This window comes from Natronobacterium haloterrestre (genome assembly GCF_900112205.1).
Lineage (GTDB): Archaea > Halobacteriota > Halobacteria > Halobacteriales > Natrialbaceae > Natronobacterium > Natronobacterium haloterrestre.
Map to the genome: position 1 here is coordinate 152,920 of NZ_FOKW01000001.1, position 22,572 is coordinate 175,491.

The window sequence follows — 22,572 nt, forward strand, 5'->3', positions numbered from 1 at the left end:
CTCCGACGCGGACGAAGGAAAACAGACTATGTCATACGTGTGTGAATAATGAACGAATTTATGTAACATACCGACGATGGAGCAAGCATGCGACTCGAGGATCGGACGGTCGTGATCACGGGTGCAGCGTCGGGGATCGGTCGAGCAACCGCCGAGCGGTGCGCCGAGGAGGGCGCCCGCGTCGTCGTAACTGACATCGACTCGGACGGGGGCGAGGAAGTCGCCGACGCGATCGAAGCCGGCGGCGGCGAGGCGGTCTTCTACGACCTCGACGTGACCGACGCCGACCAGTTCCACGCGGTCGTCGAGGAGGTCGCCGAGAGCTACGGCCTGGACGTGCTGGTCAACAACGCCGGCACCGGCCACCCGGGGGCCAGCCTCGAGAACGTCGACGACTCCATCCGCGATTTCGTCATCGACGTCAACGTCAAGGGCGTCTGGAACGGCTGTCACGCGGCCCTGCCGCACATGAAAGAGCAGGGCCACGGATCGATCGTCAACGTCGGTTCGCTGGCGAGCATCCTCGGACTCCCGAAACAGGCGGCCTACTCGATGACCAAGGGAGCGGTGTTGAACCTGACCCGTGCCGTCGCCGCCGAGGCGGGCCCCTACGGCGTCCGCGCGAACACGGTCTGTCCGGGCTTTACCGACACGCAACTGCTCGAGCAGTACCTCGCCCAGCGGGACGACCCCGAAAAAGCCCGCGAGGAGATGGCCGCGGAGTACCCGCTGAAGCGACTCGCCGAACCCGAGGAGATCGCCGACGCGATCCTGTTCCTGGCGAGCGAGGAGGCGTCGTTCGTCAGCGGCCACGGACTGGTCGTCGACGGCGGCTTCTCGACGTGTTGAGGTGACTCCCTACTCCTCCAGAATCAGCCCGACGTTCGCCAGTTTGTCGCCCGCGACGACGGTCGCCTCCCGGGTGAGCGCGTACAGGACCCCGTCGCGGTCGGCGACGGCTTCCTGGATCGGTTCGAACGTCGCCGGATCGTACAGCGTGCCGATCCGGTCACCCGACTCGACGTCCATGCCCACCTCGAGCGACGGCTCCGGCCGGAAGAGCCCGGAGTCCTCGGCGGTGACCTGCCCGAGGTGGTTCCGTGCGACGGGCGGCGTCTCCGCGGGCGGATCGCCCGGCACCATCTCGAGGTGACGCAGGACGTTCAACAGTCCCTCGACGCCGAGTTCGACGATCTCCTCCAGGATCTGCTTGTTGTGGGCCAGTTCGGGCGTGATCGACGGGATTCCCTCGTCGGCGGCCGCGACGCGGAGTTTGCCCGCAAAGCCGCGGCGGTGCCACTCCTCGGAGGCGTCCTCGTCGGCCCGTTCGGAGAGCAGGAGGTCGGTACCGTAGGCCGCGGCGAGCTCGCGGGACCGTTCGTCGCCCTCGCGGAAGACCACGTGCGGGAGCATGTCCGGGCTGCCCGTGTGGAGGTCGACGATAGCGTCGGCCTCGCCCGCGTACTCCCAGAGCGAGGCGGCCATCCGCTGGTGGAGGGTCCCCTCGGCGTCGCCTGGCCAGACCCGGTTCATGTTCGGGTTGACGCTGTCGAGTATCTCCGGGGTCGTGTACGAGACCCGATCGAAGGTCAGCGGGTTGGCGACGGGAACGGCGACGACGGTTCCCGACAGCGACTCGAGCGGCAGTCGCTCGTGAAAGCGCCGCAGGACTTCCGTCCCGTTGATCTCGCGGCCGTGCTGGGCGGCCTGTACGTAGAGGGTGGGGCCGTTCTGGTCGCCGCGGTAGACGTGCACGGTCGTCTCGAGTTCGACGCCCGAGGGGAGTCGCGCGAGGGTCACGGTTTCGGCCGTGTGGGTCCCGTCCATACACGTTCGTTTTCGCTCCGGCCGCTTGTACCTGCGGGGGCGACTTGCCGGGGTCCGATGATCTCACCGTCGGGGCCCGTGATCTCGAGGCCGAGCGGGTCGCGCGGAGACCACCACGGTTTTCACCCACGCTAGCGTCGCGGAGGGTATGGGAGACCTTACTGCAACCCTGCACACGAGCAAGGGCGACATCGACGTCGAACTCTACGACGAGCGCGCCCCCCGGACCGTCGAGAACTTCGTCGGCCTCGCGACGGGCGAGAAAACCTGGACCGACCCCGAAACCGGCGAGGAAGTCGACGGCGAACCGCTGTACGACGACGTCCTCTTCCACCGCATCATCGAGGACTTCATGATCCAGACCGGCGACCCGACGGGCACGGGCCGTGGCGGCCCCGGCTACCAGTTCGACGACGAGTTCCACGACGAACTCCGTCACGACGACGCGGGCATCCTCTCGATGGCCAACTCCGGTCCCGACACTAACGGCTCGCAGTTCTTCATCACGCTGGACGCCCAGCCCCACCTCGACGGCCGCCACGCCGTCTTCGGAAAAGTCACCGACGGGATGGACGTCGTCCGCGAGATCGGTTCCGTCGACACCGACGCCAACGACCGCCCGTCCGAGGACGTGCTGCTCGAGTCGGTGACGGTCCACGACGAGTAACTGACCGGTTTTCGCCTTCGTTCGGACGTTTCGTTCCCTGACACGGTTTGCTGTCCGTCAGTTCCGGCGCAACCCGACCCGGTGGCGGTTGCGCCGGTACGTCGGTACAGGGATCCGTATGACCCCTCCAGCGGCGTGACCGTCGACCGCACCGACCAGCGGCTGACAATCGGTTCTCGGTTCGGATAGCACGGTCTGTTCTGTTCATCGAAGCCGTCGACCGAGAGAGCGAGGTCACGTGTCCGGGATCGCCGGGGACTGGACGAGGACGGCGATCTGCGATCGACGCGACCCGACGCGACCCGACGCGACCGATCAGGAGTGTTGCTGTGGCTGTACTCACACCTTTCGTCGCACTCGAGAGAGGGGCTCTCCGGCGTGGTTTGGGCTGTTCTTTACGAGTCGTCGCTGTGTAGGCTGTGTATGGGTTGGACCGCGGGGGACATCCCCGACCAGACCGAACGCACCGCCGTCGTCACCGGCGCGAACAGCGGCATCGGCCTCGAGACGGCCCGTGAACTCGCACGTAACGGTGCGACCGTCGTCATGGCCTGCCGCAGCGAAGGGCGCGGCCGGGAGGCAGTCCGGGATATCCGCGACGACGTGCCCGATGCCGACCTTCGTCTCGAGGCCTGTGACCTCGCAGACCTCGAGTCGGTCCGCGCGTTCGTCGGCCGGATCGCCGACGAGCCGATCGACGCCCTGATCAACAACGCGGGGACGATGGCCATCCCCCGTTCCGAGACCGAGGACGGGTTCGAGACACAGTTCGGCGTCAACCACCTCGGGCACTTCGCGCTCACCGGACTGCTCCTCGAGTCGCTGGCGACGGACGTCGGGGAGCCGGCGCGGGTGGTCACCGTCTCGAGCGGACTCCACGAACGCGGCGAGATCGACTTCGACGACCTCCACGGCGAGCGGTCGTACGACCCGTGGGACGCCTACGGACAGTCGAAACTCGCCAACGTCCTCTTCGCCTACGAACTCGAGCGGCGGTTCCGGACCGCCGATACGAACGCGATCAGCGTTGCGGTCCATCCGGGCTATGCCGACACGAAACTGCAGTACCGCGGGATCGAACGCGCCGAAGGGCCCGGACGGTGGCTCCGTCTGGCGGGCAGACGGGTCTCGAACGCCGTGCTCGCCCAGTCGGCCGAGAAGGGGGCGTTGCCGACACTGTACGCCGCGACCGCACCCGACGTCGAAGGTGGCGCGTACTACGGCCCGGGCGGTCTCATGAACATGCGCGGCGCACCCGAACGGCAGGCGTCGTCCGAGGCGTCGTACGATCGCGAGACGGCCCGTCGTCTGTGGCGCGTCTCCGCCGAACTGACCGGCGTGCGCTACGATCTCCCCCGCCCGACCGCGGTCGAGATCGAGGAGCCGACCGATGTGGAAGCGGATCTTGGAGGGTGATACTGTCGACGGACGTCGATACGAAGCCGAACGTGAATTCGGCGTCGTCGCCACCGGTGACGGCTCCAGGGAAACGATCGGCTTCACGGAGTTCCGTTCGACAGTACGAGTCGCTCGAGTCGACCGCCTGACGGCGTGGTCGCTCGTCGGCCGACACCGAAACGCACATCCCAACCGGGGGACAACTGACGTGTGCCTTCTCTGCGAGGGTAGCCAAGCAGGCCAACGGCGGTGGGCTTAAGACCCGCTCCCGTAGGGGTCCGAGGGTTCAAATCCCTTCCCTCGCATGTCGCCGCGAACGACTCGTGAGCGGCGACTGCGCTCTCGGGATCTGAATCGGGGAAATCACGGCGCGAACGGAGAGCGACCGTCTTCCCGTGGTTCAAATGCCTTCCCTCGCATCGCTGTCGCGACCATCCGTGAGCGACAGGGACCCAACGACGGATTCGAATCAGTGAGCGAAACGAAGCCGACGACCGTGGTTCAAATCCCACCTTTCGTCTTCGACGCGCCCGAACCTGAGACCAAGGGGTGTGGCTCCGACTCGAGGTGAAGAAGCCGCGGACACAACCGCATCCTTCCGATCTTTGTCTCGTATACGAATTGGGCACCCCGTCTCTGACCGTCGGCGGTGCGAGCGACCGGGTGACGGTGTTCAACGACGACGTTACGCCGGATGGAACCCCCCGATCAGCGCTCGAGTCCCGCGTTCGGCAACGCGAATCCCGTGCCCAGGTAGACGACGCTGCCGGCCAGGAGTGCCGCCGGCAGAGCGGTGAGGGGTGCCAGTTCGGCGAATCCCGTCGCGAACAGGACTAAGCCCGCGGCGGAGAACGCGAACCCGCCGGCGAGTCGGTGAAACGCCCGCAGCGGTGCGCCGTCGTCCGCTGCCAGGTCCTCGAGGGTGCCGTCCTCTCCGGCGACCACGAAGAGCGGAAGGAAGAGGAAGACCCCGATCCCGATCGACAGACCGGCGATGGCCCCGATCGCCGGGTTTTCCAGCGTCAAGTAGCCGACTGCAGCGAAGACGACGACGTCCATCACGCCCGCGGCTGCACCGAGTCGGGTCGGCGTTATCGGTCCGTCTTCGAACGCTGCCGTGTCACGTTCCTGTGTCTGTTCCATGTCTTACTCTTAGTTCGCACGACTGTCATAAATACCGATGTTTCTGTAACGAAATCATCGGGCGCTAGCCGCTCGAGCGCGAGAGGTACTGTGGCGGGACGCGGTCGGTCGTGTACGTCTCAGCGCCCCGCTTCGCGATCCGGTGGCCGTCCGCGAGCATCGCCGCGGCGTCGACGACGAGGACGACGGGGTCCGCGTCGTGCCGGCGGCCGACTCGCCGCGCAGCCTCGCGGCTCCCCGAGAGGTGGACCTGCTGGCGGGCCATCGGCAACAGCCCCTCCTCGCGGATCGACGACAGGTTCCCGGGCGCAGTGCCGTGATAGAGCCGGTCCGGCACGGGGCCGTCGGTCGGCTCGAGCGAGACGTCGATGGAGTGGCCGTAGGCCGCGCGGACGAGGCCGTCGTCGTCGAGCGACTCGAGTTCGTCGTCGGTACCGGTCCCGTCGGTTCGCTCGAACCGTCCCTTCGGGTCCGTCGCGATCACCGCGGCGACCCGGCGCTCGTCGGCCCAGTCGTACTTCCGGCGGGCCGCCGCGACCAGGTCGTCGTCGGGCACCCAGCCGCGCTCGTCGGGTTCGAGACCCACGTCGTCCGGGAAGTGCCGGAGCGCGCCGCTGAGGAACTTCGAGAGCCGTCGGCGTCGCGAGCCCGAGAGCACCTGGTCGCCGCGTGCGCCGCAGACGGGACAGCGCCCGTCGTCCGTCGCGAACGGCCCGTGGTCCTCGCAGTCGCGGATCGGTTCCGTCACGTCCCCAGGTCGTCGCTCGAGCGAGAAAACTCGCTCGCCGACTAGGGATCGCCCGCACCCGTACCGACGGCGTCGGCCGGCGGGGCGTCGCTGTCGGGGTCTTCGTCGACGGTGGGAGTGGCCTCGTCCCCGAGTCGTAACATCGCGGCGGAGATCTCGGACGCGGGCGGCAGCGTTCGGAGCGCCGGACGCGCGGCGACGTAGAGGCCGAAGAAGAGGTTCCCCACGGCCCAGCCGAACATGACGAGTCGGCTGCCGACGACGCCGGCGACTGCGCCGCCGACGGCCGAGCCGACCGGGATCGCGACCGTCGCGGCGCTCGTGACCAGCGAGGAGACTCGGCCGAGGAGGTCGTCGTCGACCGCGGACTGGAGCATCGTCCAGAAGAGGACGTTGAACGCCCCGACGGGGACGAACGTCAGGAAAAACAGCCCGACGGTGAGGGGGAACCACGAGAGGACGAGCGCCGCCGCCAGCAACGTTCCGGAGAGGGCGTTGCCGGCCGCCGCGAACCGACCGAGCGGGAGGTCCTCGAGGCGCGACGCCAGTACGGTCCCGGCGAACGAGCCGCCGGCGTAGGCCGCCATCAGGATCCCGAAGGCGTCCGGACCGCCGACGGTATCGGCGAACGCCGGCAATACGCCGAGCATCGCGCCCGCGGTGAAGTTCGCCACCACGACCCCGATCAGGAGGACGATCAACAGCGAGCCGCGGACGTAGCCGATTCCGGCGGCGAGTTCCGACCGGTAGCTCGCTATCGGGCCCGGGGCGTTCGGTTCGCGGTCGGGATCGGGGTCGGGATCGGGGTCGGGGTCGGCGGCAGCGTCCTCGGCGTCGTTCTCCGCAGGGCCGGGAACCGACACGACCGAGACCCCCGCAAAGAGGAGCAACGCGACGCCGAACGTGATGGAGTCGACCACGAACAGCGTTACCGCGCCGACGAGCGCGATGAGGACGCCGCTGGCCGCGTTGAACACCATGTCCGCCCCCTGATAGGCCGCGGATAGAAGCGAGTTCGCCTTCGCGAGATCGTCGTCGTCGACGATCCGCGGGAGCGCGGCGTTCTGTGCGGGGTAGACGAACTGGTTGACGAACGTCACGAGCGGCAACAGCGCGAGGACGACCCACACCGAGAGCCGGCCGGTCCAGGCAGCGACGGGCACCGCAAGCACCAGCAGTCCGTTTATCAACTGCGTGCCGACGAGGACGCGCCGGAGCGACCACCGGTCGACGAGGGGCCCGGTGAGAAAGGAGAGAGCGGACGGTGCGCGCACGAAGAATCCGGCGAGCCCGGTGTACAACGGCGAGCCGGTCAGTTCGAAGACGAGCCACATCGCGGCGATGTAATAGAGGCTGTCGCCGGCGTTTGTCACCAGTCGACCGGCGAGTAGTCGAAGAAACGACCGATTCGAGCGTAACTCCCCAAGTACCGTCGGCAGCCGTGAGCGAACGCGTTCCATAGAACAATACCGGACCGGCTGGCCGGTAAATGTTTGTAGAAATACATTTCTGTAACTCCGACAGTAGAAACCGATTTCTATCCGTTTTCCGAGGGGTCGTCCGCCTGCGTTCGTCGTTCGTCGACCAGCGAAAACTCGGCGTCGAACGACACCACGAGCGTCTCGTCCCCGAGCGTTACGGGAACCGAGACGACCAGGGGGTCGGTCGATTCGACGCTCGTGACGCCCATCTCGAGCCACTCGAGGTCGGGAAGCGGCGTCTCGCGGACGTCGATCCCGTGATCGTGGTGGAAGCCGACGACGGCCGGTTCGAGGACCGCGACCGCCGCCACGAGGGCGTGACGTTCGACCTCACAGCGGGCACAGCGATGGCGGAGGACGACGTCGACCGGCAGCGTCGACAACCAGTCGGGAACGCCGTCTTCCCAGTCGTCGTCGACCCCGCGGAGGATCCGCTGAGTGACGGGGCCGTCACAGCGGTGGCAGAACCCGTACTGGACGGCGGTGAGTCGGCGTTTCACCCAGCGATCCACGATCCCGTGGACGTCCTCGAGGTCGCGGGCCTCGAGCACGCCGGGCGGGATGTCGACCCCGTTGAGCCGCGTCCCGCAGTCGCGACAGGAGAGGTGGACGCCGCCGTCCTCGAGGTGGGTCTCGAGCGGGCCGCCACACCGCAGGCAGTCGGCGTCGGCGGGCACGGTCTCGCCGGCCAGGTCGCTCGTGTAGCCGCCCGAGAGAATGGCGCCGACGACGCGCCGGCCGGCCGGCGTGAGGTCGTAGCCGTCGTCGCCGTTGCGGACGAACTGTCCCTCGAGTTTCTGCAGGTGGTAGTTGAACTGTCCCGGGTCGTCGACGCCGACGCGCTCCCGGAGGGTGCCGTGGGAGAGCGGTCCCGCCTCGTCGAGAACGCGGATCGTCCGGAGCCTGATTCCGTGGGCCAACCGTTCGAACGACTCCTCGGGCGTGAGCCGCTCGACGACGACCTCCGTCCCGTCGTCTGCGGTCATGCAGGGTCGTACGGAAACGGCCGGTATAATTCGCCCGGCGTTCGGGGTCAGTCGCCGGTACGGAAGGAGAGATCCAGCGACGGTGCCGAGTGGGTCAGCGACCCCATCGAGACCACGTTGACGCCGGTCGACGCGTACGCGGCCACGTCGTCGACGGTGATGCCGCCGCTGGCCTCGGTCAGCGCGTCGGCTCCTTCCTCGGCGAGTCGCTCGACGGCCGCCGCGGTCTCGTCGGGTGTCATGTTGTCCAGGAGGACGACGTCAGCGCCGGCTTCCACGGCCCGCGGCGCGTCCTCGACCGTCTCGACCTCGACCTCGATCTTCGTCGCGAACGACGTGCGCTCGCGGAAGTGTGCGACGGCGTCCTCGAGGCCCATCTCGGCGACGTGGTTGTCCTTGACCATCACCATGTGCGAGAGGTCGAGGCGGTGGGTGTCGCCGCCGCCCGCGACGACGGCCCGCTTCTCGAGGCCGCGCAGGCCGGGCGTCGTCTTGCGGGTCGCGGCGATCCGGACGTCGTCGGACTCGGTTCGGGCTTCGTCGACGGCGCGACGAGTCCGCGTGGCGATCCCCGAGGCGTGGCCGGCGAGGTTCACGGCGACGCGTTCGCCCCGGAGCACCTCGCGAGCCGGCCCCTCGACGCGAAGCGCCACGTCGCCGGGGTCGACGGCCGTTCCCTCCTCGAGTCGGCCGACGACGTCGACGCCGAGGTAGTCGAAGACGGCTTCGGCGGCCTCGAGGCCGGCGGCGACGCCCGCCTCCTTGGCGACCAGCCGGCCGGTCGTCTCGCCGGGGACGTGGTTCGTCACGTCGTGGTGGCCCACGTCCTCGCGGAGCCAGCGTTCGACCTGTGCGTCGGTGATCATGGTCGATCGGCGGTCGCCGGTTCGGGGTCGGTCGCCTCCGCCTCGTCGACGACGTAGTGACACCCCGTCGACTCCCCGTTCTCGCCCGCGGCCCGGGCGATCAGCAACGCGGTGACGCTCGCGTTCCGCAGTTCGTAGAGGTCCCGGGCCGTGCGGGTCCGGACGTAGGCGTCGACCTCGCCCTTGAGCCGCCGGAGGACCGCGCTCGCGCGGGCGATCTCGTCGGGATCGCGCTCGAGGCCGAGGTACTCGTCCATCGTCCGCCGAAGCCGGGTGAACTTCTCGGCGGCGAAGCGCTCGGGCAGGTCCGGGTCGCTGTCGCGGAGTTCGGGGGCCTCCACCCGCTCGGGGGTCGCGTCCGCGGCCGCCGCGTCCTCGCCCGCGCGCAGCCCCCAGACCAGCCCCTCGAGCAGGCTGGTGCTCGCCAGCCGGTTCGCGCCGTGGACGCCCGTGCGGGCACACTCGCCGACGGCGTACAGTCGCTCGAGGCTCGCGCGGCCCCGATCGTCGACGTCGATCCCGCCACAGAGGAAGTGCTCGCAGGGCGCGACGGGGATCTCCGATCCCTCGATCCCGCGGTCGCGGCACTTCTCGGCAATGCCCGGGTACTCGGATTCGAACTCGAGGGGGCTCACGTCGAGGACGACCTCGCCGGTCGCCTCGCGCTCGGCCGCGACGGCGCGGGCGACGACGTCCCGGGGCGCGAGTTCGGCGTCGGGGTGGTAGTCGTCCATGAAGCGTTCGCCGTCGCCGTTCCGGAGGACGGCCCCCTCGCCGCGCAGCGCCTCCGAGAGGAGGAACGTGTCCCGCTTCGGGGCTTCGCCGCTCGGCTTCGAGGCGCGTTGCGCTTCGCTGCCCGCGTAGGCGGTCGGATGGAACTGCACGTACTCGAGGTCGTCGACGTCCGCGCCGGCGAGCGCGGCCATCGCGATCCCGTCGCCGGTCGCGCCCTCGGGGTTCGTCGAGCGTCCGTAGAGCGCGCCGATCCCGCCGGTTGCGAGGATAGTCGTTCCGGCGTAGATCGGGTGTCCCTCCGGTTCTTCGTCGGTAACGACGCCGTGGACGCGCCCCTCGTCGGCGATCAACTCGAGGGCGGCGGTGTCCTGGCGGACCTCGATCCGGTCGTGATCGTCCACGTGGGCCAGGAACGGCCGCAGGATGTGGCTCCCCGTGGCGGCGTCGACGTGGAGGATCCGGTGTTCGGAGTGGGCCGCCTCCCGGGTGTAGTCGAACTCGCCGTCGTCGGTTTCGTCGAACGGGATCTCGAGGGTGTCGACGAGGACGTCCTCGACGGCGGCGTCGGCGTTCTCGACGAGGACGTCGACCGCCCCGGGGTCGGCGGTGCCGTCGCTGGCCTCGAGGACGTCCCGCTTGAGGCTCTCGGGGTTCCCCCGCGTGGTCGAGATGCCGCCCTGGGCCCAGTCGGTGCTGGCGTCGTCGGGCCGTTCGGCCTTGGTCAGGAGCAATACGTCCGAGCCCTCGCGCGCGGCAGCCAGCGCGGCCGCACAGCCGGCGATGCCGCTGCCGACGACGAGGACGTCCGCGGTCTCGTGGGTGGTATCGGTCATCGGTTAGCGTTAGATCTCGAGCATTCGGTCGAGCGCGACCGCCGCGAGTTCTTTCTCCTCGGGCGCGACCTCGATCACGTTGCGTTCGCGGCCCTCGGCGAGTTCCTCGAGGACCCACGCGAGGTAGTTGGGGTCGATCTGGCGCATCGCGTTACAGTCCATGCAGGCCTCGCCACAGAGGGGGAGCACCTCGACCTCGGGGTGCCACCGCTGGAGGTGGTTCGTGAGGTGGATCTCGGTGCCGATGGCCCACGTCTCGCCGGGATCGGCGTTCTCGACGGTTTCACAGATCGTGCTCGTCGAGCCGACGACGTCCGCGGCCTCGACGACCTCGCGGCGACACTCGGGGTGGACCACGACGTTTGCGTCGGGGTGGTCCTCGCGGATTTCTTCGATGTGGTCGGCCCGGAACCGCTCGTGGACCTGGCAGTAGCCGTCCCAGAGGACGATGTCGCTTTCGGCGACCTCGGCGGCGTCCTTGCCTTCGGGATCCCACGGGTCCCACTCGGCGATCTCGTCTTCCATGTCGAGCCGGTGGGCCGTGTTCTCCCCGAGGTGCTTGTCCGGGAGGAACAGCACCTTGTCGCCGCATTCGAAGGCCCACTCGAAGGCCCTGTGGGCGTTCGAGGAGGTACAGACGAGTCCCCCCTGGCTCGCACAGAAGGCCTTCAGGTCCGCGTAGGAGTTCATGTACGTGATCGGGATGATGTCGGCGTCCGGCGCGGCCGCCGTGATCTCGGCCCAGGCGCTGTCGACCTGCAGGGCCTCGGCCATCCCCGCCATCGGGCAGGACGCCTCCATCGACGGGAGGATCACGGTCTGGTCGTCGTCGGTGATGATGTCCGCGCTCTCGGCCATGAACGTCACGCCGCCGAAGACGACGTACTCCGCGTCGGCCGCCGCCGCCTCCTTCGAGAGCTGGTAGGAGTCGCCGACGAAGTCGGCGTGTTCGACGATCTCCCGTCGCTGGTAGTTGTGCCCGAGGACGACGACGTCGTCGCCGAGTTCCTCGAGCGCCGCCTCGATGCGTGCCGTCCGTTCGGACTCCTCGAGCTCCCGGTATCGGGGCGGCAACTGCTCGAGGTTGTCGTATTTGAACAAACTGAGATCAGTCTCTAGCTCCGCGGTTTCCATCTTGACCATTTCACGGCACCTGTGATTGATCACAGCTCATACGCGACTATTGAATAATTTTTTCCTTCGAAACGGCACACCGGGGAGATACCACTCGTGGATACAACGCTCGAAAACGAATTGTCGGTTGTTCGCCGTCGCTGACCTGTCTCCGCGGAGGACGGTCCACGACGATTACCCGACGGTCGCCGGCGAGGCGTCCTCGTGGAAAAATCTCGGAGTCAAGGACGGGTCACGCGGTATGGTGGCTCGGATCCCCGTGTGGCGCTCGTTCCTGGGGATGCGTGACCCGGTTCGTCGCGCTCGGTTCGCACGCGGTGCGCCGCCCTGACGACGGACTTGCTATCGCCCGTCGACGTGCGTCCGTCCACCGTCCACCGCTATAAAACGTGGGGTGAGTTAACACACTAACCAGTCGGCGCGCTCGGGGGGCGACGGCGATCAGTACTCGGTACCGGTTTTGCCCTCGAGTCGGTCGTAGTGCTCGTCGACGACCCGGAGGACGGCAAGCAGCGCGCCGACGACGACGGGCCCGAAGAACAGACCCATGATCCCGAACGCGTAGATCCCACCGAGGACGCCGAGGATGATGACTGCCGGACTGATCTTGGCGTACCGGTCGACGACGATCGGACGGAGGTAGTCGTCCGTAGCGCCGACGATGATGGTGCTGTAGACCGCCAGCCCGACGGCCAGCACGGGTTCGCCGGTTATCAGGAGGTAGCCGACGGCAGGGGCCCAGACCAGGAACGATCCGATCAGCGGTATCAGCGACAACACGATCATGACGAACGTCCAGAACGCGGCGTTAGGGATTCCCGTCGCGAACAGGCCGAGCCCCGCGATCATACCCTGTACGACTGCGATCAGGACGTGGCCGGCCAGAACCGCCCACGTCACACGCTCGAGTTCGTCGTAGAGGTCGGTCTGGACGTCGTCCGGCAACGGCGTCCGTTCGTGGAGCCACACGAGCAGACGGTCGCCGTCTCTGAGCAGGTAGTAGATCAGGAACAGTGCCAGTCCGATGCCGATCATGGCGTGGGTGAACACGCTGAACCACGCCGCGGTCCGCTCGACCAGGATCGACCCGATCTGCTCGGCGGAGTCGGCCACCGTCCCGGCGATGTCGACCGTGATGCCGAGTTCCTCCTCGATGCGGCTCTCGATCTCGCTCGTCCCGAGGTTCTCCGGGTCGACCTGCTGGAACATGTCGGCCGCGTCGCCCGCCACGACGGCGACGACGACGACGAACGGAACGACGAGCGCCACGAGTGCGAACGCAACGAGGGCAAACGCCGCGACCGCGTCCGACACCCGCTGCTCGAGGCGCCGCTGCAGCGGCGACAGCATGAAGGCGACCAGGATGGCCGCGAGGACGTACTGGAGGAAGGGAGTTACCAGTTGCCAGGAGAGATACGCGAAGACCAGGACGAGCGCGATAAGATAGCCTCGGCTGAGGTTCACACCCCTCGTAACGGCGTTCTGTCGGATAAAACCGAGCCAGACGTGTTCGACGGAGAGAATGTCGTATTCAACCGTCCCACGCCTTCAAGAGTGTGGTACGCTAACGTACAAACGGATGTCCACCCAGCTCGATCCCCTCTCGCTGGCCGGCGATTTGCTCTATGCGGTCAAGACGGAGGGCGAACCCGAAGCCGGCCTCGGAACGGCCACGGGCGCCGACACCAGACCGGGAGGCGCCGCCGAGGCCCGGTCCGAGGGTGACGTCGCTCATCTCCGGGAGCGGCTCGCGACCCTCGGGCGCTCTCGACTGGCTCGAGAGCTCTCTACACGCGAACGCAAACTCTCGTTCTGGCTCAACTGTTACAACGCCTACGCACAACTCCGACTCGAGGAGGAACCCGACGTACTCGAGGGCGGGTTGCTCGAGCGATGGAAGTTCTTCGGCCGGGACCGTGTGCCGGTCGCCGGTGCCTGGTTGAGCCTCAACGACATCGAACACGGGCTCTTGCGCAGTTCGAAACACCCCTGGGGGCTCGGCTACCTCCCGCGTCCGTTCCCGTCGTCGTTCGAGCGGGAGTTTCGCCTCGAGCAGTGCGACCCGCGGATCCACTTCGCGCTGTGTCGTGGCGCGGAGAACAGCCCGCCGATCGCGATCTACTCGCCGGACGACGTCGACGAGCACCTAGACATCGCGATCGAGTGGTTCCTGGAGGAAAACGCCGAGTACGATCCCGACGCCAACAGGGTGACGATCCCCCGGTTCTTCCGGCGCTACCGCGGCGATTTCGGCGGCAAGCGGGGCATCGTCGAATTCCTCCGGCGTTACAACGCGATCCCGGGGGACGCGGCCCCGTCGATCGAGTGCGAGGCGTCGGCCCGGGCCCCGGATTTCGACATCGACGTCGATCGGGACGAATTACACGAGTTGCGCCGGTAGGTCCGGGACCGCGTCTCGAGTCGCGTTCCCGAGTTCCGTACCGCCGATCCCTTACTCCGCGTCGTCGGCGACCGTGACGGTGTTTGCGGCCGGCACGATCCGTTTTACGCTCCGGACGGCCCGCTCGGCGTTGCTCCGCGAGGCGTAGCCCTCGCCGCTGTCGGCGACGATGTTCCCGTTCCAGTGGACCAACCGCCAGCGCCACTCGCCGGCGCGGTCCTCGTACACCTCGAAGCGGCTCGTTCGCCCGCCGGCGTCGGTCCGGTCGTCCGGCTCGTCGTCGGCCGCGTCGCCGGCAGCCCGCGGGGTACGGTCGGATCGGTCGGCCCCACCCGTGGAGTCGGCCGTCCAGCCGCTCGCGTCGCGGTCGCGGACGACCCCTTCCGGCGGCATCGTCGCCATCGCCGAGTCCTCCGAGGCGTCGTCCGACGGTCGCTCCGGCGTCAGAACGACGTCGGTGGGCCGGCCGTCGGGGTCGGTTCCCTCGCCGTTGTCCTCGCCCTCCCGGGACGTCGCCCGCACGCTCGACCCGTCCGGATCGTCCCACTCGAGGTCGATCGTGAGCCCCGCTGTCGACGGGTCGCTGTCGCCGTCGTCTTCGCCGGATATTCCCTCGACGTCGCGGTCGATGCCCGCCTCGAGGGTGACCCGTCGCCCCACTGCCGCGCTGACGCTCCCCCCTTCGTCGGCGATCCGGACGGGCGTGCCGTCCTCGAGTGCACCCGCGAACGAGCGGAAGGCCCGCGCGAGATCGGCTCGGTCGATCGCACGCTCGACGGTTCGGTCGGCGTCGGTTCGTGAATCGGTCACAGTGATCCCGTTGGGTGTACGTGGGCCGGCCTGTAGAGGTTACCGTCGGTTTCAGCCCGGCGACGGGCCGGTGCGTTTTTGTCGCCGCGCTGTCTTCGCTCGCTCGTGCCTTCCCCGGATCCGGAGCCACGCGGCGACCGAGCCGCCGTGTTCGATCGAGACGACCGTACTTGCAGGCGCTGTGGCGCGAGCGGCGACGCCGACGACGGGCTTTGCCTCTATCCCGTCGGCGACGTTTCCCTCGAGGGGACCGTCCACGAGAGCGCGCTCGTCACCGTCTGTACCTCCTGTTACGCCGGGCTGGAGCGGACGCCGACACCCGACTCGCTCCGGCTCGAGGCCGACGACCTCTTCGACCTCGTCCGCGAGACGACCCAGCGACAGGGCGTGACGGTGTCGGCCGTCGCCTCCTTCGCGTCGCTCGCGACGTCGTTGCCGGCGGAACTCGACGCCGAGTCGACCGACTCCGAGCCCGCGACCGAGTACGTCCGGGCCCGCCGCGAGGTGCTGCTCGCGATGGACTCCGTGCCGTCCCGGCTCGAGCGCCTCTCGGCCGTCGAGTCTGGGCACCTCGAGGGCGATGTCGCCAGCGCCCGTGGCGACAACGAATCCCCGCTCGCCGAACCGCTCGAGGGCCTCACCGACGCGGCGACGCGGCTCCAGTCGGAACTGCGGGACCTGATCGCACTCGCCGAAGCGGTCGCGGTCGGCCTCGATCGCTGTCAGGGGTGTCTCGAGCCGTTCGACGCCGCCGACTCGGATACCGAAAAACTCCGTCGGTGTCCGACCTGCGGCCTCGAGCCCCGCGACGTCGGCCGGTGGCGAGGGGCCGACGGCGCGGTGGTCTTCGACCGCCTCTACGACGAGATCAACGCCGCGCTCCAGAACGCGTCGGACACCACGGAGGAACTAACCGAGGGCGCGGCCGCCGTCGCCGAACGGCTCGCGGTCGAGTCCGACCCCGGGAACTGACTCGCGTTCCGGGACGATCGTTTCTCCGGATCGGTTCGCCGTCGAGACCGTCGTCGAACCCAGAAGGTACGGAATACGCAACTCGAACGCATATACGGCGTCCCGTCGTACTGTATCTGACGTGGCGACCGATGACCGACCGGACGCGGAGGACGCGTCGACCGGCGACGACTCGAGCACCGAGCGATCGAGAATCGACCGCCGCCAACTGCTCCGTGCCGGGGTCAACACCGGCGTCGCCGCGACGCTCGTCTGGGGCGTCGGTGCGGCGAACTACGTTTCATCGGAGGACCTCGGTTCGATCACCTACGCCCTCGCCCGCCCGAGTCCCGACGCCGACGGAACCGACCTCGAGCCCCGCACGAAGGAGGTGCCGCTCGCGTGGCACGAGAGCCTTCGACTGGCGTTCGACGCCCAGGACGCCATCCACGATCTGGGGCTCTCCCCGCTCATCTCGTCGTTCGTCGTCCCCGGGAGCTACGATCGGCCCGAGGCGTCGGTCTCGGTCAACGCCACCGACGAGGGGGTCCTCGAGCGGATCGAGGACGTCACCTCGAGCGTTCCGATCGACCTGAACGTCGTCGACGAGATTCCGCCGCCGCCGGAGCAGGAAGCCGACGAATCGGAAGCCTACCGGGTGCAGGACCTTGACCCCGAACGGGTTCCCGGCGGCGTCGTCTGTCACAGCGAACGGGCCTCGGGGACCCTGACGCCCGCGCTGTTCGACGCCGAGGACGGGTCGCGGTACTTCGCGACCTCGAACCACGTCTACGGCGAGCAGGGGACCAAAGAGGAGGAACACAGCGGCGAACCGCTCGACCTCCGCTCCGACGATGACGACGAGCGCCACCGGATCGGTGATGTCGTCCGCGGCTATCCCGCGGCCGACACCGTCCAGGTCGACCCCGTCGACGAGTTCCGGCCGGCGACCGAGATCGAGCGGGCCGAACCCTCGACGGTGATCGGCCAGTTCGCGCGCGACGGGCTAGCGGACCTGATGGCCCGCGAGGCCACCCTCGAGAAGATCGGGGCCTTCTCCGATCACACGGTCGGCGAGGTCCAGGGCGTCAACGCCGTCACCTGTTACGCCGGCGAGGTCTGTAAACCCGGACAGCTCGTCTGGGGCGACGAGGACGACCTCACCGACGGGGACAGCGGCTCGGTCAACTTCCGCGCCGATCCCGAAAACCCCGAGGACTACGTGCTCGTCGGCGGGATCAACAACGCCCGGACGTGGTGGCCCGGCGGTGACTTCACCTGGGGGACGGCGGCCCACCACCTGCTCGAGAAACACGGCCTCCACTTCTGATCGTCACCCCTGCCCTCGCGCCGATCCGGCTCACCCGGCCTACGCCGGCGCGGACATTTACCAGCGTCGGCATCGTCGGTCCCGGTATGGCCGGACAAGGGTTGCGGCCCTCCGACGAGAGGGTCGCAGATCTGCTCGTCGACGTCGCGGTCGTCGTCGTCTGGATTATCGTGGCGACGCTCGCGTTCAGGGCGCTCGAGTTGCCCGTGACGGCGTACTACCTCGTCGTCTTCGCCGGGGTGGTCTCGTACTCGCTTGCGACCGATCCCCGCGAGTGGCGGCTCCGCTCGGCGTTCGATAGGGACGGAACGAGGACCGGATCCGAACGGGAGGGGAACTGAGTGAACTCGGATGGGGGGCCCGGAATCAGTCCCAAAAGGGACCCCGTTACAGGTCGGTCGTCGCCTCGAGGGAGATGTCGATCGCGCGGCCGACGTTGTTCTTGGCTTTCTCGGGGAGTTCGTCGTCCTCGGTGTCAGTGCCCTTCTGGGTCCCCTCGACGAGGTTGCCGTCGACGGTACAGATCGCGCCGGCGCGCAGTCCCTTGCGGCGGGCCAGCGAGAAGACGGCGGCGGCCTCCATCTCGACAGCGAGCAGCCCGGCGGCCTCCCAGTCGTGGACGTGTTCGTCGGTCTCTGCGTAGTAGGCGTCGTCGGAGGCGATCGGGCCGACGTGAACGTCTTCATCGTTCGCTTCCGCGGAATCGACAAGCGCTGAGAGCACCTCGTAATCCGGAACGGCGGGGTACTCGACGGCCTCGTACCGTTTCGTGGTCCCCTCGTTTTTCGCCGCGCCGGTCGCGACGATCATGTCGCCGATCTCGATCTCCGACTGGAGCGCGCCGGTCGTCCCGACGCGGATGAACGTCTCGACCCCGACGTTCGCCATCTCCTCGATGGCGATCGCCGCGGAGGGACAGCCGATTCCCGTCGAACAGATCGTCAGCTCCCGCCCCTCGTAGGTGGCGTTGACGACCTTGTACTCGCGGTTCCTGGCGATCGTCTCGCTCTCGTCGCAGTGGTCCGCGATTCGATCGACGCGGCCGGGATCGCCCGGGATCAGCGCGACGTCGTTCAGGTCGCCCTCCTCGACTAGCAGGTGCGGTTGCGTTGCCATACCGTCGCTTTCCCCCGGTGACGAGAAAAAAGGTTCGAGAGCGGACCCGCGGGCGGGTCGGGCTGGCGGGACCGACCGCTGTGACGAATCGACTTGCCCACGATCGCTCGTCAGCGCGGGACCATCAGTTCGGCGGCGACACCTCGACCCGGTCGGGCCACACGCGGACGGTCGCCCCGTCGACGTCGAACGAGACGAGCGACACGCCCCGGTCGCGCTCGAGGCCGTCGTCGGTCCGGAACAGCGCGTCGAGCGCCTCCGGATCGACGTAGTCGTAGAGCCGGGTGCTGGTGTTGGTTACGTCTTCGTCGCGAAAGCGTGCCAACGCCGTCGCCGTCGCGACGCTCGGCGGTTCCCCCTCCGTTCGCTCGTAGCGGACGCACCGACGGTACTGTCGGCCGCCGGACTCGCGTATCCTTCCTTCCGTCATGTCTCTCCGTCACGTCACCGTGACTTCTACTGGATACCCCAACGTCTCCGGGTATATAGTTTCCGTCAGACGACATTTCATGAGAACGCGACGGTCACGGCAAGCGACTCGTTCAGTAACGGGTCGCGAAGAAGTCGGACACTTCCGCCGCAGTCGGTGCGCTACGGGCTCCCTCCCGACTCGCCGTGATCGCGCCGCAGGCGTTTGCGTACTCGAGGGCGCGTTCGACGTCCCCCCGGCCCTCGTCCTCGAGTACGACCGCCAGGAACCCTGCGGCGAAGGCGTCGCCCGCGCCGGCGGTGTCGACCGGGTCGACGTCGAACCCCGGGTGTTCGTAGGTCGCCTCGGGCGTGTGGACCTTCGCCCCGTCGCCGCCGTATTTGACGACGACGATCCGGTCGTCGAACTCGGAGCCGACGTACTCGTACTCGTCCTCCAGCAGGGCGGCGATCTCCCGGTCGTTCGCGAAGAGGACGTCCGCGGCCGCGAGCGCGTCGCCGTACTCGCGCCTGCGCTCCTCGAGTCGTCGGCCGGGGTCGAAACTGACCGTCGCACCGCCTTCCCGCGCCGTCGTCGCGATCGCCGCTGCGGTATCGGGTCGCTGGCTGGTCAGGTGGACGTGGTCGGCCGCCCGGATCCGGTCGCGGTCGAGGTCGTCCGGGCCGACGGCCTCGTTGACGCCGTCGTTGCCAAGCACCGCCACCTCGCCGTCGTCGTCGACCAGCAGGTACTTGACGGCCGTCTCCGCGTCCTCGACCACGCGCACCCCCTCGAGGGAGACGCCCGCGTCCTCGAGGTCGCGGCGGGCGAGGACGCCGTTTTCGTCGTCGCCGACGCTGCCGATGAGGCCGGTCTCGACCTCGAGACCGGAGAGCGCGGCGGCGACGTTGGCGGCGCTGCCGCCGCCGGACTGGCGCTGAGAACGGATCGCAGCTTCGCCGTCAGGGCGGGGAAAATCGTCGATACGGAGCGTCACGTCCCAGTTGACGTGACCGGCAGTAAGGACCTTGACCATAGTAGACGGTAGAACGTCGGTGCCCGCGGGGAAAAGTCTAGGCGACGAGGAACAGCAGGACGTTGTGGGTGCCCGGGCCGAGACCGACGGCAGCGACGAGCGCGAGGATCGTCCGCGCCTCTCCGGGACGTTCCTCGACGTACTCCGTGAACAGGCCCAGGATCGCCAGCGCGAGGGCGGCCTTCACCACGACGAACACCCACCCGCCGCCGACGTACTCGGCGGTCGGGAGCGCCTCGCCCGCCTCGAGCAGCAGTTGCGAGAGGGGAACGTTCTCGCCCGCGCCGAGGACGTCGTAGCCGACCGCAGTGGAGACGCCGTCGAGTACGTGCCCGAAGACGACGACGACGCCGGTCATGCCGGTGATCGCCGCGACGTCGGTAAACCAGAGCCCGAGGGCGAGCCACGCGAGCGCGGTGACGATCCCCGAGACGACGACGGCGATGACGGGCCAGAACGGCTCGAAGGTACCGGCAGCCCACCCCAACCGGAGTGCGAACATCGCGAAGACGACGAAAAAGCCGGTCCCCACGACGCCGACGAACCGCTCGGTCGACCGCTGGAGCCCCGCTGCCTCGAGGAAAATCCCGAGGATCCACGCAAGCCCCCCGACGATCGCCGTCACCAGGTAGACGCCGGGCGAGGTAAACAGCACCGAGATGCTGTCCGGATAGGCGCCCAGTTGGTGCAGCACGTGCAGGGCCGACCCGAACATCATCCAGGGAACGAACGCGACCACCGTCCGGTCGGTTACCGGCGGCTCGAGCGCCCACAGCATCGCCAGCACGCCGCCGAGGACCACCAGGATCGCCACGAGGAAGTACCACGGCGGGAGCACGAACCCCTCTGGTAACACCATATGCGTACTGGTACGTACCAGTCACAAACACTTTCCGATCGAACCCGTCGGGAACCCGGCCGTTGGGCGTCCGTATGCGGTGTTCGTCAGCCGTGCGTCAGACGCTCCGAGGCCCCGAACGACCGGCTCAGACTTCCCAGGGCTCGCCGGTCGTCTCGCCGAACAACTCCCGCATCAGCGTGACGATGCTCTCCGGCGGGAACTGGCCGCGCTCGGTGACGATCGCATCGACGTGTCGGGGCGGGGTGACGTCGAACGCCGGGTTCTCGACGGAGAGTCCGTCGTCGTTCGGCGCGTCGGCGACGATGTCCGCGCGCTCCTCCGGCGGCAACACCTCCTCTTCGGCGCGCATCTCGATCTCGACCGTCTGACCCGTCATCGTGTCCGGGTGGAGCTTGATCGTCTGGGCCGCGACCATCACTGGCACGCCCCGTTCTCGGGCATTGACCGCGAGGCCGCTCGTGCCGATCTTGTTGATGACGCTCCCGTCGGCAGCGATGCTGTCCGCGCCCACCAGCACGTGGTCGGCCTCGTCGAGGTAGCGCCGCGCCGCGTTGTCGACGACCAGGGTCACCGGGACGCCCCACTCGCGGAGCTGACGGGCCGTGATGTGGCCCTGCTTTCGTGGCCGGGTCTCCTTGACGATCGCCTCGATCTCCTTGCCGTCCTCGAGCGCGGCCTCGATACAGGACAGGGCGTCCGTCGAGTGGCAGTGGGTCATCACCACGTCGCCGTCCCGGAGCCGGTTCGCGCCGATCTCGCCGAGTGTCACCTGAGCCTGCTCGAGGTCGGTGCGGAACTCCTCGGCGCGGGCGATCGTCGTCTCCCGCAGGTCGGCGACGGTCTCGCCCTCCATCCCCCGGAGGACGTACCGGAGCGCGTTCGGGAGACTGACTGCGGTCGGCCGCGTCTCGTAGAGGGTCTTCGCGGCGGTCCGAAGCTGTCGCTGGAACGCCCCGGGCGAGTCGGCGTCGCTGCGCTCGGCCTGGATCGCGAGCGCCTCGGCGGCCGCGTCCGCGATGGTCGCGGCCCCGCGGATCCGCATCTCGGCGATGTCGTCCGCGGTATCGACGACCGCGGCGTCGACGTCTACGGTCCCGTCGGAGGGGTGGTTCTCGTTCATGGGGAGCGGTTGGTGCCCCCGAACCAAAAGGGATCGGACGGCTTTTTCACGATCCGGCGAATCGGTCCGCTATGGACCGCAGCGAACTCGCGCCCCTGATCGATCACACGGTACTCGGCCCCGAAACGACCCTCGAGGACGTCCGTTCGCTCCTCGACGAGGCCGCGGAACACGGGATGAACGCCTGTATCCCGCCCTACGCGATCGAGGAGGCGGCCGACTACGCCCCCGACGTGACGCTTGCAACCGTCGTCGGCTTCCCCCACGGCCAGCACGCCCCGGAGATCAAGCGACGGGAAGGGGTCGCGGCCTGGAAGGCCGGCGCGGACGAACTCGACGTGGTGATCAACGTCGGCCGCCTCAAGGCGGGCGACACCGACGCGGTCAGGGACGAACTCGCCGAACTCGTCGCAGCCGTGCCGATCCCCGTCAAGGTCATCATCGAGACCGCGCTGCTCTCCGACGAGGAGAAACATCTGGCCTGCGAGGCCGCCGAAGAAGCGGACGCCGCGATGGTCAAGACCGCCACGGGCTTCGCCGACGGCGGCGCGACCGTCCCGGACGTCGAACTCATGAGCGAGTACCTCCCCGTCAAGGCAAGCGGCGGCGTCGGCAGCTACGACGAGGCGATGGCCATGATCGACGCCGGGGCCGAACGCATCGGAGCCTCGAGCGGGGTCGCGATCCTCGAGGGTGCGCCCGCGCCGGGGAACGAGTAA

At 68.3% G+C, this 22,572-nt stretch carries 23 protein-coding genes and 1 tRNA gene; 9 read left to right on the forward strand and 15 right to left on the reverse strand.

Annotated features, from left to right (window positions below; genetic code table 11):
- Nucleotides 1-87 precede the first annotated feature (87 nt).
- Nucleotides 88-849 (forward strand): SDR family NAD(P)-dependent oxidoreductase, encoded by a 762-nt coding sequence (locus BM113_RS00720; protein WP_089784491.1) that lies wholly within the window; start codon nucleotides 88-90, stop codon nucleotides 847-849.
- A gap of 9 nt (nucleotides 850-858) precedes the next feature.
- Here BM113_RS00720 and BM113_RS00725 read toward each other — a convergent pair whose 3' ends face one another.
- Complete coding sequence (locus BM113_RS00725; protein WP_089784493.1) at nucleotides 859-1,827, reverse strand: succinylglutamate desuccinylase/aspartoacylase family protein; 969 nt, start codon at nucleotides 1,825-1,827, stop codon at nucleotides 859-861.
- A gap of 148 nt (nucleotides 1,828-1,975) precedes the next feature.
- On the opposite strand from BM113_RS00725, the gene BM113_RS00730 reads away from it, so the two are divergent.
- The 3 genes from BM113_RS00730 (at nucleotide 1,976) to BM113_RS00740 (ending at nucleotide 4,197) form a co-directional block, all read left to right on the forward strand.
- A complete protein-coding gene (locus tag BM113_RS00730; RefSeq protein ID WP_089784495.1) occupies nucleotides 1,976-2,494 on the forward strand; it encodes a peptidylprolyl isomerase in 519 nt (172 codons plus the stop codon).
- A gap of 423 nt (nucleotides 2,495-2,917) precedes the next feature.
- Entirely contained in the window at nucleotides 2,918-3,910 is a 993-nt protein-coding gene (locus BM113_RS00735; protein WP_089784497.1) for an oxidoreductase, read from the forward strand.
- Nucleotides 3,911-4,113: 203 nt separating this feature from the next.
- A tRNA-Leu gene (locus tag BM113_RS00740) sits at nucleotides 4,114-4,197 on the forward strand.
- Nucleotides 4,198-4,600: 403 nt separating this feature from the next.
- Here the strand turns inward: BM113_RS00740 and BM113_RS00745 are convergent.
- The 8 genes from BM113_RS00745 to BM113_RS00780 all read right to left on the reverse strand — a co-directional run bounded on the left by BM113_RS00745 (nucleotide 4,601) and on the right by BM113_RS00780 (nucleotide 13,282).
- Entirely contained in the window at nucleotides 4,601-5,035 is a 435-nt protein-coding gene (locus tag BM113_RS00745) for a hypothetical protein (RefSeq protein ID WP_089784499.1), read from the reverse strand.
- A gap of 64 nt (nucleotides 5,036-5,099) precedes the next feature.
- The gene (locus BM113_RS00750; protein WP_089784500.1) at nucleotides 5,100-5,783 is read right to left on the reverse strand and encodes an RNA 2'-phosphotransferase; all 684 of its coding nucleotides are present in this window, start codon (nucleotides 5,781-5,783) and stop codon (nucleotides 5,100-5,102) included.
- A 41-nt stretch (nucleotides 5,784-5,824) separates the two neighbouring features.
- A complete protein-coding gene (locus BM113_RS00755) occupies nucleotides 5,825-7,243 on the reverse strand; it encodes an MFS transporter (RefSeq protein ID WP_089784502.1) in 1,419 nt (472 codons plus the stop codon).
- A 77-nt stretch (nucleotides 7,244-7,320) separates the two neighbouring features.
- The gene (locus BM113_RS00760; RefSeq protein WP_089784504.1) at nucleotides 7,321-8,250 is read right to left on the reverse strand and encodes a DUF7351 domain-containing protein; all 930 of its coding nucleotides are present in this window, start codon (nucleotides 8,248-8,250) and stop codon (nucleotides 7,321-7,323) included.
- 47 nt (nucleotides 8,251-8,297) lie between these two features.
- On the reverse strand, nucleotides 8,298-9,116 hold the full coding sequence (gene nadC, locus BM113_RS00765) for a carboxylating nicotinate-nucleotide diphosphorylase (RefSeq protein WP_089784506.1): 819 nt from the start codon (nucleotides 9,114-9,116) through the stop codon (nucleotides 8,298-8,300).
- Nucleotides 9,113-10,684, reverse strand: coding sequence for an L-aspartate oxidase (locus BM113_RS00770; RefSeq protein WP_089784508.1), 1,572 nt, complete (start codon nucleotides 10,682-10,684; stop codon nucleotides 9,113-9,115). Before BM113_RS00770 ends, nadC begins: the two co-directional genes overlap by 4 nt.
- Before the next feature lie 9 nt (nucleotides 10,685-10,693).
- Nucleotides 10,694-11,827 (reverse strand): quinolinate synthase NadA, encoded by a 1,134-nt coding sequence (gene nadA / locus BM113_RS00775; RefSeq protein WP_089784510.1) that lies wholly within the window; start codon nucleotides 11,825-11,827, stop codon nucleotides 10,694-10,696.
- Nucleotides 11,828-12,259: 432 nt separating this feature from the next.
- Nucleotides 12,260-13,282: an AI-2E family transporter gene (locus BM113_RS00780; RefSeq protein ID WP_089784512.1), complete on the reverse strand. Its 1,023-nt coding sequence runs from the start codon at nucleotides 13,280-13,282 to the stop codon at nucleotides 12,260-12,262.
- Nucleotides 13,283-13,397: 115 nt separating this feature from the next.
- Here BM113_RS00780 and BM113_RS00785 point away from each other — a divergent pair, with 115 nt between their 5' ends.
- The gene (locus BM113_RS00785; protein WP_089784514.1) at nucleotides 13,398-14,219 is read left to right on the forward strand and encodes a DUF547 domain-containing protein; all 822 of its coding nucleotides are present in this window, start codon (nucleotides 13,398-13,400) and stop codon (nucleotides 14,217-14,219) included.
- 51 nt (nucleotides 14,220-14,270) lie between these two features.
- Here BM113_RS00785 and BM113_RS00790 read toward each other — a convergent pair whose 3' ends face one another.
- Nucleotides 14,271-15,029, reverse strand: a complete 759-nt coding sequence (locus BM113_RS00790; protein ID WP_089784515.1) for an amphi-Trp domain-containing protein — start codon at nucleotides 15,027-15,029, stop codon at nucleotides 14,271-14,273.
- A 105-nt stretch (nucleotides 15,030-15,134) separates the two neighbouring features.
- On the opposite strand from BM113_RS00790, the gene BM113_RS00795 reads away from it, so the two are divergent.
- The 3 genes from BM113_RS00795 (at nucleotide 15,135) to BM113_RS00805 (ending at nucleotide 17,651) form a co-directional block, all read left to right on the forward strand.
- The gene (locus BM113_RS00795; RefSeq protein ID WP_245757945.1) at nucleotides 15,135-16,001 is read left to right on the forward strand and encodes an HNH endonuclease; all 867 of its coding nucleotides are present in this window, start codon (nucleotides 15,135-15,137) and stop codon (nucleotides 15,999-16,001) included.
- Nucleotides 16,002-16,122: 121 nt separating this feature from the next.
- Entirely contained in the window at nucleotides 16,123-17,310 is a 1,188-nt protein-coding gene (locus tag BM113_RS00800; RefSeq protein ID WP_089784519.1) for a hypothetical protein, read from the forward strand.
- An 86-nt stretch (nucleotides 17,311-17,396) separates the two neighbouring features.
- A complete protein-coding gene (locus BM113_RS00805; RefSeq protein ID WP_089784521.1) occupies nucleotides 17,397-17,651 on the forward strand; it encodes a DUF8119 family protein in 255 nt (84 codons plus the stop codon).
- 46 nt (nucleotides 17,652-17,697) lie between these two features.
- On the opposite strand, the gene BM113_RS00810 is transcribed toward BM113_RS00805, so the two are convergent.
- The 5 genes from BM113_RS00810 to BM113_RS00830 form a co-directional block, all read right to left on the reverse strand.
- Nucleotides 17,698-18,426: a nucleoside phosphorylase gene (locus tag BM113_RS00810; protein WP_089784523.1), complete on the reverse strand. Its 729-nt coding sequence runs from the start codon at nucleotides 18,424-18,426 to the stop codon at nucleotides 17,698-17,700.
- 124 nt (nucleotides 18,427-18,550) lie between these two features.
- Nucleotides 18,551-18,856 (reverse strand): HalOD1 output domain-containing protein, encoded by a 306-nt coding sequence (locus tag BM113_RS00815; RefSeq protein ID WP_089784525.1) that lies wholly within the window; start codon nucleotides 18,854-18,856, stop codon nucleotides 18,551-18,553.
- Nucleotides 18,857-18,968: 112 nt separating this feature from the next.
- On the reverse strand, nucleotides 18,969-19,871 hold the full coding sequence (locus tag BM113_RS00820; RefSeq protein ID WP_089784527.1) for an ATP-dependent ribose-1-phosphate kinase: 903 nt from the start codon (nucleotides 19,869-19,871) through the stop codon (nucleotides 18,969-18,971).
- A gap of 37 nt (nucleotides 19,872-19,908) precedes the next feature.
- A complete protein-coding gene (locus BM113_RS00825) occupies nucleotides 19,909-20,730 on the reverse strand; it encodes a DUF63 family protein (RefSeq protein WP_089784529.1) in 822 nt (273 codons plus the stop codon).
- 127 nt (nucleotides 20,731-20,857) lie between these two features.
- Nucleotides 20,858-21,853 carry a ribose 1,5-bisphosphate isomerase gene (locus BM113_RS00830; protein WP_089784531.1) on the reverse strand — a complete coding sequence of 332 codons (996 nt, stop codon included), beginning with the start codon at nucleotides 21,851-21,853 and terminating at the stop codon, nucleotides 20,858-20,860.
- A gap of 71 nt (nucleotides 21,854-21,924) precedes the next feature.
- Here BM113_RS00830 and deoC point away from each other — a divergent pair, with 71 nt between their 5' ends.
- On the forward strand, nucleotides 21,925-22,572 hold the full coding sequence (gene deoC, locus BM113_RS00835) for a deoxyribose-phosphate aldolase (protein ID WP_089784533.1): 648 nt from the start codon (nucleotides 21,925-21,927) through the stop codon (nucleotides 22,570-22,572).

Bases quoted from the DNA above. Each gene is read 5' to 3' on its own strand.
- BM113_RS00825 (WP_089784529.1), bottom strand. From the start codon at position 20,730: ATGGTGTTACCAGAGGGGTTCGTGCTCCCGCCGTGGTACTTCCTCGTG.
- BM113_RS00815 (WP_089784525.1), bottom strand. From the start codon at position 18,856: ATGACGGAAGGAAGGATACGCGAGTCCGGCGGCCGACAGTACCGTCGG.
- BM113_RS00770 (WP_089784508.1), bottom strand. From the start codon at position 10,684: ATGACCGATACCACCCACGAGACCGCGGACGTCCTCGTCGTCGGCAGC.
- BM113_RS00820 (WP_089784527.1), bottom strand. From the start codon at position 19,871: ATGGTCAAGGTCCTTACTGCCGGTCACGTCAACTGGGACGTGACGCTC.
- BM113_RS00745 (WP_089784499.1), bottom strand. From the start codon at position 5,035: ATGGAACAGACACAGGAACGTGACACGGCAGCGTTCGAAGACGGACCG.
- nadA (WP_089784510.1), bottom strand. From the start codon at position 11,827: ATGGTCAAGATGGAAACCGCGGAGCTAGAGACTGATCTCAGTTTGTTC.
- BM113_RS00785 (WP_089784514.1), top strand. From the start codon at position 13,398: ATGTCCACCCAGCTCGATCCCCTCTCGCTGGCCGGCGATTTGCTCTAT.
- BM113_RS00735 (WP_089784497.1), top strand. From the start codon at position 2,918: ATGGGTTGGACCGCGGGGGACATCCCCGACCAGACCGAACGCACCGCC.
- BM113_RS00805 (WP_089784521.1), top strand. From the start codon at position 17,397: ATGGCCGGACAAGGGTTGCGGCCCTCCGACGAGAGGGTCGCAGATCTG.
- BM113_RS00830 (WP_089784531.1), bottom strand. From the start codon at position 21,853: ATGAACGAGAACCACCCCTCCGACGGGACCGTAGACGTCGACGCCGCG.
- BM113_RS00725 (WP_089784493.1), bottom strand. From the start codon at position 1,827: ATGGACGGGACCCACACGGCCGAAACCGTGACCCTCGCGCGACTCCCC.
- deoC (WP_089784533.1), top strand. From the start codon at position 21,925: ATGGACCGCAGCGAACTCGCGCCCCTGATCGATCACACGGTACTCGGC.
- BM113_RS00760 (WP_089784504.1), bottom strand. From the start codon at position 8,250: ATGACCGCAGACGACGGGACGGAGGTCGTCGTCGAGCGGCTCACGCCC.
- nadC (WP_089784506.1), bottom strand. From the start codon at position 9,116: ATGATCACCGACGCACAGGTCGAACGCTGGCTCCGCGAGGACGTGGGC.
- BM113_RS00755 (WP_089784502.1), bottom strand. From the start codon at position 7,243: ATGGAACGCGTTCGCTCACGGCTGCCGACGGTACTTGGGGAGTTACGC.
- BM113_RS00810 (WP_089784523.1), bottom strand. From the start codon at position 18,426: ATGGCAACGCAACCGCACCTGCTAGTCGAGGAGGGCGACCTGAACGAC.
- BM113_RS00720 (WP_089784491.1), top strand. From the start codon at position 88: ATGCGACTCGAGGATCGGACGGTCGTGATCACGGGTGCAGCGTCGGGG.
- BM113_RS00730 (WP_089784495.1), top strand. From the start codon at position 1,976: ATGGGAGACCTTACTGCAACCCTGCACACGAGCAAGGGCGACATCGAC.